This window comes from Pseudomonas segetis (assembly GCF_900188155.1).
Lineage (GTDB): Bacteria > Pseudomonadota > Gammaproteobacteria > Pseudomonadales > Pseudomonadaceae > Aquipseudomonas > Aquipseudomonas segetis.
The window spans coordinates 69,477-83,063 of the sequence record NZ_FZOG01000003.1; the positions used below are offsets into that span (position 1 = coordinate 69,477).

At 57.3% G+C, this 13,587-nt stretch carries 11 protein-coding genes; 10 read left to right on the forward strand and 1 reads right to left on the reverse strand.

All coding sequences use genetic code 11. The annotated features are described in order from the left end of the window. The first annotated feature begins 202 nt into the window (after nucleotides 1-202). The 8 genes from CHB79_RS11560 (at nucleotide 203) to CHB79_RS11595 (ending at nucleotide 9,606) form a co-directional block, all read left to right on the forward strand. Nucleotides 203-1,513: an ABC transporter substrate-binding protein gene (locus CHB79_RS11560; protein ID WP_089360028.1), complete on the forward strand. Its 1,311-nt coding sequence runs from the start codon at nucleotides 203-205 to the stop codon at nucleotides 1,511-1,513. 81 nt (nucleotides 1,514-1,594) lie between these two features. Next, nucleotides 1,595-2,521: a carbohydrate ABC transporter permease gene (locus CHB79_RS11565; RefSeq protein WP_089360029.1), complete on the forward strand. Its 927-nt coding sequence runs from the start codon at nucleotides 1,595-1,597 to the stop codon at nucleotides 2,519-2,521. A 10-nt stretch (nucleotides 2,522-2,531) separates the two neighbouring features. Then, the gene (locus CHB79_RS11570; RefSeq protein WP_089360030.1) at nucleotides 2,532-3,365 is read left to right on the forward strand and encodes a carbohydrate ABC transporter permease; all 834 of its coding nucleotides are present in this window, start codon (nucleotides 2,532-2,534) and stop codon (nucleotides 3,363-3,365) included. A gap of 15 nt (nucleotides 3,366-3,380) precedes the next feature. After that, nucleotides 3,381-4,481: an ABC transporter ATP-binding protein gene (locus CHB79_RS11575; protein ID WP_089360031.1), complete on the forward strand. Its 1,101-nt coding sequence runs from the start codon at nucleotides 3,381-3,383 to the stop codon at nucleotides 4,479-4,481. Between the two features lie 21 nt (nucleotides 4,482-4,502). After that, entirely contained in the window at nucleotides 4,503-5,984 is a 1,482-nt protein-coding gene (locus CHB79_RS11580) for a mannitol dehydrogenase family protein (RefSeq protein ID WP_089360032.1), read from the forward strand. A gap of 123 nt (nucleotides 5,985-6,107) precedes the next feature. Beyond that, nucleotides 6,108-7,580, forward strand: a complete 1,473-nt coding sequence (xylB, locus tag CHB79_RS11585) for a xylulokinase (protein ID WP_089360033.1) — start codon at nucleotides 6,108-6,110, stop codon at nucleotides 7,578-7,580. A 158-nt stretch (nucleotides 7,581-7,738) separates the two neighbouring features. Further along, nucleotides 7,739-8,680, forward strand: a complete 942-nt coding sequence (locus CHB79_RS11590) for a carbohydrate kinase family protein (protein ID WP_089360034.1) — start codon at nucleotides 7,739-7,741, stop codon at nucleotides 8,678-8,680. A 212-nt stretch (nucleotides 8,681-8,892) separates the two neighbouring features. Continuing rightward, nucleotides 8,893-9,606: a carbonic anhydrase gene (locus CHB79_RS11595; protein ID WP_089360035.1), complete on the forward strand. Its 714-nt coding sequence runs from the start codon at nucleotides 8,893-8,895 to the stop codon at nucleotides 9,604-9,606. A 69-nt stretch (nucleotides 9,607-9,675) separates the two neighbouring features. Here CHB79_RS11595 and CHB79_RS11600 read toward each other — a convergent pair whose 3' ends face one another. After that, nucleotides 9,676-10,332 carry a hypothetical protein gene (locus tag CHB79_RS11600; protein WP_089360036.1) on the reverse strand — a complete coding sequence of 219 codons (657 nt, stop codon included), beginning with the start codon at nucleotides 10,330-10,332 and terminating at the stop codon, nucleotides 9,676-9,678. A 529-nt stretch (nucleotides 10,333-10,861) separates the two neighbouring features. Here CHB79_RS11600 and coxB point away from each other — a divergent pair. Next, on the forward strand, nucleotides 10,862-11,989 hold the full coding sequence (gene coxB / locus CHB79_RS11605) for a cytochrome c oxidase subunit II (RefSeq protein ID WP_176443182.1): 1,128 nt from the start codon (nucleotides 10,862-10,864) through the stop codon (nucleotides 11,987-11,989). 1 nt (nucleotide 11,990) lies between these two features. Further along, on the forward strand, nucleotides 11,991-13,580 hold the full coding sequence (gene ctaD, locus CHB79_RS11610) for a cytochrome c oxidase subunit I (protein ID WP_089360038.1): 1,590 nt from the start codon (nucleotides 11,991-11,993) through the stop codon (nucleotides 13,578-13,580). Nucleotides 13,581-13,587 lie beyond the last annotated feature (7 nt).

Below are 13,587 nucleotides of genomic sequence, written 5' to 3' on the forward strand. Positions count from 1 at the left end.
AACCCAACGCAACCTCCTTTAGGCACTGGCTTTCATTGACTTTTCTTTATTAAGCCAATGCACGGCAAGTGCAAAAAAGTATCAGTAACTGTGCAGACAAGGATTTGTTATACCGCCTTCGCAGCGGTGTAATCGGGACGAGCACGACAAAAATAATAGCGATCTTCTGTGGCCAGGACGGTGGCAGAAGCGGAGTCGATAAATGAATAAATTATCTCTGGCATTAGCTGCTACTGCTTGCCTTGCATTGCCTGGTTTAACCCTGGCAGCTGAAACGCTGACGATTGCCACGGTCAATAACAGCGACATGATCCGCATGCAGCGCCTGTCAAAAACCTTTGAGGCAGAACACCCCGACATCAAGCTCAAGTGGGTAGTGCTCGAAGAGAATGTTTTGCGCCAACGCCTGACCACTGATATCGCCACCCAGGGCGGCCAGTTTGATGTGTTGACCATCGGCATGTATGAAGCATCGCTGTGGGGGGCCAAAGGCTGGCTCGAACCCATGACCGACCTCAGCGCCGAGTATGACGCCGAGGATATATTTCCATCGGTTCGCGACGGCCTGTCAGTCAAGGGGCAGCTGTACGCCTTGCCGTTCTACGCTGAAAGCTCAATCACCTATTACCGCACAGACCTGTTCAAGGATGCGGGTTTGAAAATGCCCGAACACCCGACGTGGACGCAAATGGCAAATTTTGCCGCCAAACTGCACGCCCCGGACAAAGACCAATACGGCATCTGCCTGCGCGGAAAAGCGGGTTGGGGTGAAAACATGGCGCTGATCAGCACGGTGGCCAACGCCTTTGGCGCGCGCTGGTTTGACGAGAACTGGAAACCTGAATTCACCGGCAGTGAATGGACAAGCGCACTGAATTTCTACGTCGACACCCTGAGCAAATACGGCCCTCCAGGCGCATCGAGCAATGGCTTCAACGAGAACCTTGCACTGTTCAACAGCGGCAAGTGCGCGATGTGGGTAGACGCCAGCGTGGCTGGTTCATTTGTTACCGACAAGAGCCAGAGCAAAGTGGCCGACCATGTGGGCTTTACCTTTGCGCCGATTCAAGCAACCAGCAAAGGTTCGTCCTGGTTGTATTCCTGGGCGCTGGCCATCCCGACCAGTTCCAAGGAAAAAGACGCCGCTAAAACCTTCAGCATGTGGGCAACGTCAAAAGCCTACTCCGAACTGGTTGCCAAGACCGACGGTATTGCCAATGTGCCGCCTGGCACGCGCGCATCAACCTACACAGATGCGTACATGGCAGCAGCGCCTTTTGCCAAGGTCACCCTTGAATCCTTGAAGTCGATTGACCCCAACAAGCCAACACTCAAGCCGGTGCCCTATGTCGGCGTGCAGTTGGTGACCATTCCCGAGTTCCAGGCCATTGGCACACAGGTTGGCAAGCAGTTTGCCGCCGCCTTGACCGGAGGCATGAGCGTGCAGCAGGCACTGCAAGGCGCCCAGACCGCCACTGAACGGCAGATGAAACGCGCCGGCTACCTGAAGTAATTCCTCCTCGGCAGTACCCGCCCCGGCGCTCGTATGGCGCCGGGCCGGGCGTTGTTCACCCTGCTCACTTCTGGAGTTGCCATGACTACTTCGGCTCTCGATACCTCCCCACCAGCAACCCAAACCAAGTCCCGCAAGCGCGGCTTGAAAATTGGCTGGTTCCTGGTCAGCCCATCGGTGCTGCTGTTGCTGCTCTGGATGGTCGTGCCACTGGCCATGACCCTCTACTTTTCGACCATCCGCTACAACCTGCTGTACCCGGACGAAGAGAGCTTTGTCGGGCTGGAAAACTTTGAATACTTTTTGACCGACCCAGGCTTTATGCCGGGCGCCTTGAACACCCTGACGCTGGTCGGCAGCGTATTGCTGATCAGCGTGGTGTTCGGCGTATTGATTTCAGCACTGCTTGAGGCCTGCGAGTTCTGGGGACGCGGCATAGTCCGGGTGATGCTGATTTCACCCTTTTTCATCATGCCGACGGTGAGCGCGCTGCTGTGGAAAAACCTGATTTTCCATCCCGTCTCGGGAATCCTTGCGGCGGTGTGGAAGTTCTTCGGCGCCCAGCCCGTGGACTGGCTGGCCCAACACCCCTTGTTCTCGATCATCATGATTGTCTCGTGGCAATGGTTGCCCTTCGCGATCCTGCTGCTGATGACCGCCATGCAGTCGCTTGACCAGGAACAGAAAGAAGCGGCACGCCTGGAAGGCGCGGGTCCAATTGCGATTTTCTGGCACCTGACACTGCCCCATCTGGCGCGTCCGATTGCGGTGGTGGTGATGATTGAAACCATCTTCCTGCTGTCGATCTTCGCCGAAATCTTCACCACGACCAGCGGTGGCCCAGGCTTTGAGTCGACCAACCTGGCGTACCTGATCTACAACCAGGCGTTGCTGCAATTCGATGTCGGCATGGCATCGGCGGGCGGCTTGATCGCGGTTGTGATCGCCAACATTGCGGCGCTAGTGCTGATCAGATTGATCGGTAAAAGCCTCACCGACAAACAGTGAGGACCAGACCATGCTGACCCTAAAACAAAAGCGTAGCCTGCAAAGCCTGTTGGTGGGCTGCGCCGCCTGGCTGATTGCCGGGCTGATCTTCTTCCCGATCTTCTGGATGGTGCTGACCAGCTTCAAGACCGAGTTGGCCGCGTTTGCCACGCCGCCGCAATTCATCTTCACCCCGACCCTGGAAAACTACCTGCACATCAATGATCGCAGCGACTATTTCAGCTATGCCTGGAACTCGGTGCTGATCTCGTTTGCCGCCACCGCCTTGTGCATGCTGGTTGCGGTGCCTGCGGCATACTCGATGGCCTTCTTCGAGACCAAGCGCACCAAGGGCACCCTGCTGTGGATGCTGTCGACCAAGATGCTCCCGCCGGTGGGTGTCCTGATGCCGATCTACTTGATCTGCAAAAGCCTGGGCATGCTGGACTCACGCCTGGCGCTGATTGTGATCTATACCCTGATCAACCTGCCGATCGTGATCTGGATGGTTTACACCTACTTCAAGGATATCCCGGTCGACATCCTTGAAGCCGCGCGCCTGGATGGCGCAACCACGCTGCAGGAAATCAGCCGTGTATTGCTGCCAATCGCCCGTGGCGGACTGGCTTCGACCATGTTGCTGTCACTGATCCTGTGCTGGAACGAGGCGTTCTGGTCACTCAACCTGACCTCTTCCGCAGCCGCGCCACTGACCGCCTTGGTCGCCTCTTACTCAAGCCCCGAGGGTTTGTTCTGGGCCAAGCTTTCAGCCGTTTCGACCCTGGCCTGTGCGCCGATCCTGATACTTGGCTGGATTAGCCAGAAACAACTGGTGCGTGGCCTGTCCTTCGGCGCCGTCAAATAACAAAAGGATTCTGTAATGGCTGATCTAAAAGTACGCAATCTGAAAAAAGCGTTTGAAGGGTTTTCGATCATCAAGGGCATTGACCTGGATATACATGACCGTGAATTCGTGGTGTTTGTCGGGCCGTCGGGCTGCGGTAAGTCGACCCTACTGCGCCTTATCGCCGGCCTGGAAGATGTCAGCAGCGGCAACATTGAGCTGGACGGCAAGGACATTACCGAAGTCGCCCCGGCCAAGCGCGACCTGGCCATGGTGTTCCAGACCTATGCCCTATACCCGCACATGACAGTACGTAAAAACCTGTCATTCGGCCTCGACCTGTCGGGTGCGCCCAAGCAGGAAGTTAAAGACAAAGTTGAAAACGCTGCGCGCATCCTCGAACTCGACCCCTTGCTGGAACGCAAGCCCAAGCAACTGTCAGGCGGACAGCGCCAACGCGTGGCCATTGGCCGGGCAATTGTGCGCAACCCGAAGATATTCCTATTCGATGAGCCGCTGTCCAACCTCGATGCGGCCCTGCGCGTGCAGATGCGCCTGGAACTGGCGCGCCTGCACCAGGACCTGCAAGCAACGATGATCTACGTCACCCACGATCAAGTCGAGGCCATGACCCTGGCAACCAAGGTGGTGGTGCTGAACAGCGGACGCGTCGAGCAGGTCGGCTCACCGCTTGAGCTTTATCACCATCCCGCCAACCTGTTCGTTGCCGGCTTCCTTGGCACGCCAACCATGGGTTTTCTCACCGGAAACCTGGGCCAGACCGCAGCCAATGCGTGTGAGGTCAAGCTTGATGCTCGAGCCAATATCAGCCTGCCACTGGCAACAGCGCTGGCCCCTGGCAGCAAAGTGACCCTGGGCATACGCCCCGAGCACATAAATATCGTACCGGCTGGTGAAGGCCTGCTCAGCGTCACCGCCGATGTCAGCGAACGCCTTGGCAGCGACACCTACTGCCACGTCCGCAGCCAGTCGGGAGAAATGCTCACCGTGCGAGTACGGGGTGACTTCGCGCCTAAATTCGGCGAAACCCTGGATTTGAGCTTCGACACCGCGCATTGCCACCTGTTTGACGACAGCGGCAAGGCCATCGACAAACGCATTCAATCTGCAGCTTAAGCGGCTTGCTAAGGAACCCCGATGAAACTCAATCGCCAGAATTTATCAAGGCTTGCCGCTGATATTGGCCGTCCTAGCGAAGTTTGCCAGGTTGCCTCCGAAGGCATCGTCCATATCGGTGTCGGCGGCTTTCATCGGGCGCATCAAGCAGTCTACACCGATGCCCTGATCAACCAGGGCGAAGCTGCCCAGTGGGGTATTTGTGGCGTCGGCTTGCGCGCCGAAGACCGTGCAATGCGTGACGCCTTGGCCGCACAAGATCATCTCTACACCCTGATCCAGCTGGCGGATGAACCTGGCGCTGAGATCCGCGTGATTGGTTCGATCCGCAACATGCTCTTGGCCGAGGACTCACCCCAGGCCTTGATCGACAAGCTTAGTGATCCACAGGTGAGGATTGTCTCGCTTACGATCACCGAAGGCGGCTATTGCATGGATGACAGCACGGGTGAATTCATGTCCGAACTGGCGGACATCCAGCATGACCTTGCCCACCCGCAATCACCGCGCAGCATTTTTGGCTTTCTCTGCGCGGCGCTGGCCAGGCGCCGTGCCGACAATATTCCTGCTTTCACCCTGATGTCGTGCGATAACCTGCCCCATAACGGCTCGGTTTCACGCAAGGCGCTGCTCAGTTTTGCTCACCTGCTCGATCACGATCTGGCCAACTGGATTGATACCCACGTCAGTTTCCCCAACGCCATGGTCGACCGCATTACTCCCATGACCAAGCCCAGCCACCGCCAACAACTCGCCGCTGAACACGGCATCGAAGATGGCTGGCCAGTGGTCTGCGAGCCTTTTGTGCAATGGGTGCTGGAAGATAAGTTCTGCAACGGTCGGCCAGCCTGGGAAAAAGTCGGCGTACAGTTCACCGACGATGTCACGCCTTATGAAGACATGAAGATCAAGCTGCTCAACGGCAGCCACCTGGCGCTGACCTACCTGGGCTTTCTCAAGGGCTATCGCTTCGTCCACCAGACCATGGACGACAGCTTGATACGCGACTACATTCGCCGCTTTATGGATGTCGATGTAACACCACAGTTGGCGCCGGTGCCGGGCATCGACCTGAGTATCTACATAGACACCTTGATTGAGCGTTTTTCCAACCAGGCAATTGCCGACCAGCTTGAGCGCGTGTGCTCGGATGGCTCGTCAAAATTCTCGAAATTTATCGTGCCGACCCTTAACCAGCTGATCGCCGAAGACAAGCCACTGGACTCTGTCGCGCTGGTCGTGGCGGCGTGGGCGCTGTACCTGAAAGAGGTTGATGAACAGGGCGAACGCTACCGCATTATCGATCCGCGAGCCGACTATTGCCGCAGCCTGGTTAGCGATGATGCGTGCTTGACCGAACGCGTTCTAGGCGCCGAGAGCATCTTCGGTAAAAAGCTCGCTGCCTCGCCGGCATTTGTCCAGGCCTTTGAGCGCAACCTGCATCGCCTGCGCACGCTGGGTGTGAGCGGCACCTTGCAAGCGCTGCTTGCAGATGCTCGATAGACGAGGCGTTATGCCAAGCATGCTCGGGCACCCCAGCCATAGGCATCGTAAAACTTGCCGAAAGCACCCTGTCGCCTCCCGGCCGAGCAAGCCCAAGCGACTGCATAGACAAGAGGGACAGCCATGTATTTAGGTATCGATTGCGGCACCCAAGGTACCAAGGCACTGATCCTCAATCCTGACACGGGCGAGGTTTTGGGCCAGGGCAGTGCTGTACACCAGCTAATCAGTGGAGCCAACGGACGCCGCGAACAAGAGGTTGATCAGTGGCTGGCAGCGCTTGAGCAGGCCACCCATGGCGCATTGCAGCAAGCTGGTATCTCTGGCCAAGCCATCCGGGGCATGGCGGTTTCAGGCCAGCAGCATGGCTTGGTCTTGCTTGATGAGCAGGGCACAGTACTGCGACCTGCCAAGCTCTGGTGCGACACCGAGTCAGCCGCCGAAAACCAGGAGCTGCTCGACATCCTGGGCGGCGAATCCGGCTCCATCGAACGCCTGGGCGTAGCGATTGCGCCCGGTTACACCCTGTCCAAATTGCTTTGGACACAACGCAATCACCCCGAGCTCTTTGCCCGTATTGCACACATCCTGCTGCCCCACGACTATCTCAATTACTGGCTGACCGGGCGTTGCTGCAGCGAATATGGCGATGCCTCGGGCACCGGCTACTTCAACATCCGCACGCGAACATGGGACACCGAACTGCTGGAGCATATGGATCCGACAGGGCGCCTGGTCAAGGCATTACCTGGACTGATCGACTCCAACCAGCCGGTCGGCAGCTTGCGGGCAGAGGCAGCCAAGCGCCTGGGGTTGAATCCCGGTGTCGTGGTTGCCAGCGGTGGCGGTGACAACATGATGGGCGCAATCGGTACCGGCAATATCCGCCCAGGTGCAATCACCATGAGCCTCGGCACCTCGGGGACTTTATATGCCTATGACGACCAACCGGTAATCAGCCCACATCCCCAAGTGGCGGCTTTCTGTTCGTCATCGGGAGGCTGGCTGCCGTTGATCTGCACCATGAATCTCACCAGCGCCAGCGGCCTGATTCAAAACCTGCTGGAACTCAACCTGGATGAGTTTTCCGACCTGGTCGAGGCCGCACCAATTGGTGCCCAGGGCATACGGATGATGCCGTACTTCAACGGTGAGCGTGTGCCTGCCCTGCCCCATGCAACAGCCAGCCTGAGCGGCATGACCAGCGAAAACCTGAACCGTGCCAACCTATGCCGGGCAGTGGTCGAGGGTACATTGTTCAGCTTGCGCTATGGCCTTGACCTGCTGCGTGACAGCGGTATTCAGAGCCAGGATATCCGCTTGATTGGCGGCGCCGCAAAAAGCCCCATGTGGCGCCAGGCCGTTGCCGACATCATGGCTACGCCGCTGGTGTGCCCTGAACACACCGAGGCGGCAGCACTTGGCGCGGCGATCCAGGCTGCCTGGTGCGTAGGAGGCGACGCGGTGTCCCTGGAACAGCTTTGCAATGCCTGCGTACACCTTGACCAGCGCACCAGCACTCACCCGAATCCACTGCGCAGTGCCCAGTATGAAAAAGTCTATCAAGATTACCTCGCGCGGCTTGGCAGCCTCTGAAACCGAACTGGCCGTCAACCCAGGGGTTCCCTAGCGATCAAGGCGATTCGATAATTGTTTACCTGATCCATTTCAACCTGGTCGCTTGGTCACCAAATCCGCTGGCCAAGCACTTTATCTGCGTGTGGCACTGAGCTGCGCAACTGCGGGAGTCTTTTATGTATCTGGTGTGTGGCGAGGCCTTGTTCGATTTCTTTAGTGTTGAACCCAGCCCACGCAATGGCGAGGTCGCATTCAAGGCAGTCGCCGGTGGCTCACCCTTCAATGTGGCGATTGGCTTGCGCCGTCTTGGCGCCGAAGCAGCCTTGTTCACAGGCATCTCGACGGACTACCTTGGCCTGCGTTTGCGCAAGGTGCTGGCCGACGAGGGCGTGGTTGATCAGTATCTGGTGGGCTCGGACGCACCCACTACACTGGCCATGGTGGGGCTTGATCAACAGGGTTCGCCACAGTATTCCTTTCGCGGTGAAGGCTGCGCCGACCGGCAGTTGTACAGCGAAAACCTGCCACAGCTCGACCCGCAGGTACGCGGCATTCACATCGGTTCCTATTCATTGGTGGTGTTGCCAGTGGCAGATACCTTGCTCGAGTTGATCAAGGACCAACCCGCGCAGCGCCTGATCAGCTACGACCCCAATGTTCGGCTTAATCCACAACCCGATAAGGCGCTGTGGCGACTCAGTGTTGAAACCTTCGTCAACTACGCACACATGATCAAGGTCAGCGATGAAGACCTCGACTTGCTGTACCCAGGCCAAGAGCCTCAAGCACTGGTCAACAGCTGGCTCAGCGAACGCTGCCAGTTGGTCTTTCTAACCCGCGGGCAACAAGGTGCAAGCGTATTCAGCTATCAACATGGTCACTGGAGCGTGCCGGCAGCTTCAGTACCCATCCGCGACACGGTGGGCGCCGGCGATACGTTTCAGGCCGCACTGCTCGCCTACCTGCAGCGTAACCAGCTGGACTCGCCCAGGGCCTTGGCCAATATCAGGCGCGAACAGATAGACGCCATGCTCAAGCTGGCCGTGCGCGCAGCTGCAATTACCTGCTCGCGTACAGGCCCGGACTTGCCCCTGCTGGCCGAAGTCGAGGGCCTCTAAATACTTGCCCAGGCCATTTGCGGAGCGCTAGCGAGGTTACAAAAAAGCATTTTTCTTGATGCAGTAGACCGCTAGACTCAGCTGTCAGAACATTCACCTGAAAGTTGTGACTTGAAGTCTTTTTTGGCTGTCCAGTAGTGGCCTGATAAACCGGCGGATGATGACCTGAGCCGGCGGGCTTCGATATTCCTGTGGTTTCCGAGGTTGGTAGCATGGATAAAAAACAAGTAGACGCCGCGCATACTGAAAGTGCTGATGAGGCGTTGCAGTATATTGTTGAAGGCTTCCGGCGCTTTCGTAAGGAAGTCTTTCCTCAACAAGAGGAACTGTTCAAGAAGCTTGCGCATGAGCAAACCCCACGCGCCATGTTCATCACCTGCGCCGACTCGCGCATCGTTCCAGAGCTAATTACCCAGACCAACCCGGGCGACCTGTTCGTCACACGCAACGTCGGCAACGTCGTACCGCCTTATGGGCAGATGATGGGCGGCGTTTCAACGGCGATCGAGTTTGCGGTGATGGCGCTCAATGTGCACCACATCATTGTTTGCGGCCATTCCGACTGCGGCGCAATGAAGGCAGTGCTCAACCCCGAATCCCTGGAGCGCATGCCAACGGTCAAGGCCTGGTTGCGTCATGCCGAAGTGGCGAAAACGGTAGTCACAGAAAATTGCGGCTGCGTTGACCACCACACCACGCTGGGCTTGTTGACCAAGGAAAACGTGTTGGCGCAACTCGATCACTTGCGCACCCACCCTTCAGTGGCAGCCAAAATCGCCAGTGGCCAACTCTTTGTCCATGGCTGGGTCTACGATATCGAGACCAGTGAGATCGTCGCCTATGACGCCGAGCTGGGCGAGTTCCGCTCGATTGATGAAGGCCCAATGCCCCTGGCAACACCGCGCGCCCGCTACCGTCACGACTGATCGACAAACCGTTGTTCTGTTGGCGAAAGAACGGCGATAACCCTTTAAACCAGGGTTATCGCCGACGTTCTATTGGGTAGTGCGCTGCCCATCGAGCACCAGCTCAACCCCTAGCTGCTCAGAGAAACACGGCCAGCGCTTCCAGGCGGCTTCGGTTGTCGGCGCACCCAAGCGCTCGCGATAAGCCACGACAGAGTCCTGCTTGAAGCTGTCTTTGTCGAGCATGCCCATGACCGTGCGATGCACAGCTTCATCCAGTTGATTGGCAAAGGGTTCGCCGATCAGTTGATGGGCGACGAGGTTGGCAACCGTGGTATCCAGTGGAATCAGCGGCTGGCCAAGGTGCGCGATATACAGGTCGTTCACTTCCTCAACCAGGCGATGGGCCAAGTAGGCCTCGTCGAGCAAACCATCAAGTCCTTCATGTCCAGACATTAGTTCGGGCGGTTGTAGGAAAAACTGTTCGGCGACCTTGAGCACCGGCTTTATCCGGCCCTCTATACCAGCCTCGCGCGCAACCTGTGTCGCAGCATCGATGACTTGCGGCACCTCTTCGATATAAGCCGTCACAAAGCCGATAAGAACCGCCAGAGGATTGGCTTCAGGTAAGCGGATCGATGGGTGGATATCTTTGAGTTTCGTCTTCAACTGCGTGGCCAGTTGGCCGGTGTTCGCCTCATGTTCCAGCGCTTTGTTGATAAGTTCGCGTAAAGCAGGGGTGTTCATGGCAGCTCCTTCTAGCGAGGGCCTTAGTACTTATATTGGCAGCGAGCAGGCCAATAACTATCTGGCTCGGCAATCAACTGCTGATGGGTAGTCACTCCATAGACAAGAACGGATCCAAACGATTACAGATGCTTCGACATTCGCCGATTCCCAGGGCAAACAGACCCATGCAACCCTAGTTGCTGTCTGCTTTAGTCTAAGACGCGATTGTCATAAACCCAAAAATTTCTATACCAGCCCGCTATAACGATTGCCTGGTAGCTTTTGCAAAGCCGCGCCGTCCGTGGGGTTTGGGACCTGCCTTGCGAAGTCTCAACCATTTCAGCTTTCACATTGCGGGCTGCTAGTCGCCGACTATACTCCAGAGCGATAGGCACTGCTTGATGGAACCGGACGGGCTTCGGCACGGAGAGGGCTTGACAGTTGTTGCTACAGACCCAGGCCGTTGACACGCGCCTGGGCTTGGCAGTTGATCCCTTTGCCGCGGGCTTCGCCGGCGGGATAACAAGAATCATAAGGGGAACCCGCGATGTCGCGACATCCACGTGTTTGGATGGGGCTACTGCTGTGTTTGGCGTTCAGCACCGCTGAGGCGAGCTGGACGGTGAACATGACGCCAGGAGCCACCGAGGTAAGCCGCACTGTCTTCGATCTGCACATGACCATCTTCTGGATCTGCGTGGTCATCGGCGTCATCGTGTTTGGCGCGATGTTCTGGTCGATGTTTATTCACCGCCGCTCCACCGGCCAAGTACCCGCCAACTTCCATGAGAGCACCACGGTCGAGATTCTCTGGACAGTAGTGCCCTTGCTGATCCTGGTATTGATGGCGATCCCCGCCACAAAGACCCTGATCGACATCTACGACACCTCCGAATCAGATGTCGACATTCAGATCACCGGCTACCAGTGGAAATGGCACTACAAGTATCTTGGACAGGATGTTGAGTTCTTCAGCAACCTGGCGACACCTTCCGAGCAAATCCACAACCAGGCCGACAAGGGCGAGCATTACCTGCTTGAAGTCGACCAGCCACTGGTGGTGCCCGTGGGCGCAAAAATTCGCTTTCTGATCACCTCCGCCGACGTTATCCACGCCTGGTGGGTGCCCGCGCTGGCGGTGAAAAAGGATGCGATCCCCGGCTTTATCAATGAATCCTGGACACGCATTGAGCAGCCAGGAATCTACCGCGGCCAATGCGCCGAACTGTGCGGCAAGGACCATGGCTTCATGCCGATTGTGGTCGAGGCCAAGTCGAAGACTGACTACGAAGACTGGCTGGCTGAAAAGAAAGCCGAGACAGCCAAGCTCAAAGAGCTGACCAAGAAAGACTGGACCCTGGAAGAGCTGGTGGCGCGCGGCGACAAGATCTACCACACCACATGCGCCTCCTGTCACCAGCCTGAAGGCCAAGGCTTGCCGCCTATGTTCCCGGCACTGGATGGCTCGAAAATCGCCACGGGGCCAAAAGAGAATCACCTCAGCACGGTTTTCCATGGCGTACCTGGTACGGCAATGGCCGCCTTCGGCAAACAACTGTCTGAAGTCGATATCGCTGCCGTCGTTACCTATGAGCGTAATGCTTGGGGCAACAAGGTGGGCGATATGGTCACCCCAAAAGAAGTGCTAGAGCTCAAGCAAGCCGAGGAGCAATGACATGAGTGCAGTGATCGACCACGGTCATGCAGGGCATGACCATCACCACGGCCCCGCTAAAGGCCTGATGCGTTGGGTACTGACCACCAACCACAAAGATATTGGCACCATGTACCTATGGTTCAGCTTCGCCATGTTCCTGCTTGGCGGTAGCTTTGCCATGGTCATTCGTGCGGAGTTGTTCCAGCCCGGCCTGCAAATCGTGCAGCCCGAATTCTTCAACCAAATGACCACCATGCACGGCCTGATCATGGTATTCGGCGCAGTAATGCCGGCGTTTGTCGGGCTGGCCAACTGGATGGTTCCGCTGATGATCGGCGCCCCAGACATGGCCCTGCCGCGCATGAACAACTTCAGCTTCTGGTTGCTGCCCGCAGCCTTTGCCTTGTTGGTCAGCACCTTGTTTATGCCGGGCGGCGGGCCAAACTTTGGCTGGACCTTCTATGCGCCATTGTCGACGACCTACGCGCCCGAAAGCGTAACCTTCTTCATCTTCGCCATTCACTTGATGGGGGTCAGCTCGATCATGGGCGCGATCAACGTGATCGCGACCATCCTCAACCTGCGTGCACCGGGCATGACCCTGATGAAAATGCCGCTGTTCGTCTGGACGTGGCTGATCACCGCCTTCCTGCTGATCGCGGTGATGCCGGTATTGGCGGGTGTGGTGACCATGATGCTGATGGACATTCACTTCGGCACCAGCTTCTTCAGCGCAGCTGGCGGCGGTGACCCGGTGTTGTTCCAGCATGTGTTCTGGTTCTTTGGCCACCCCGAGGTGTACATCATGATCCTGCCGGCATTTGGCGCCGTCAGCTCGATCATCCCGGCCTTCGCGCGCAAGCCGCTGTTCGGCTATACCTCGATGGTTTACGCGACAGCCTCGATTGCCTTCCTGTCGTTTATCGTCTGGGCGCACCACATGTTCACCGTCGGTATTCCGCTGACCGGCGAACTGTTCTTCATGTATGCCACGATGCTGATTGCCGTGCCCACCGGGGTCAAGGTGTTCAACTGGGCGAGTACCATGTGGCAAGGCTCGATGACCTTCGAGACGCCGATGCTGTTCGCCGTGGCTTTCGTCATCCTGTTCACCATCGGCGGCTTTTCCGGGCTGATGCTGGCGATTGCACCGGCCGACTTCCAGTATCACGACACCTACTTCGTGGTGGCGCACTTCCACTATGTACTGGTGCCCGGCGCGATCTTCGGCATCTTTGCCTCGGCGTACTTCTGGCTGCCCAAGTGGACCGGACACATGTATGACGAAACCCTCGGCAAGCTGCATTTCTGGATGAGTTTCATCGGCATGAACATGGCGTTCTTCCCCATGCACTTCGTCGGCCTGGCCGGCATGCCACGGCGGATTCCGGACTACAACCTGATGTTCGCCAACTTCAACATGATCTCCTCCATTGGCGCATTCATGTTCGGCGCCACCCAGTTGTTGTTCCTGTTCATTGTGATCAAGTGCATTCGCGGCGGTAAGCCTGCGCCAGCCAAGCCTTGGGATGGTGCGGATGGGCTGGAGTGGACCATTCCTTCGCCTGCGCCTTACCACACCTTCAGCACGCCACCTGAAGTCAAATAAGGAGCTC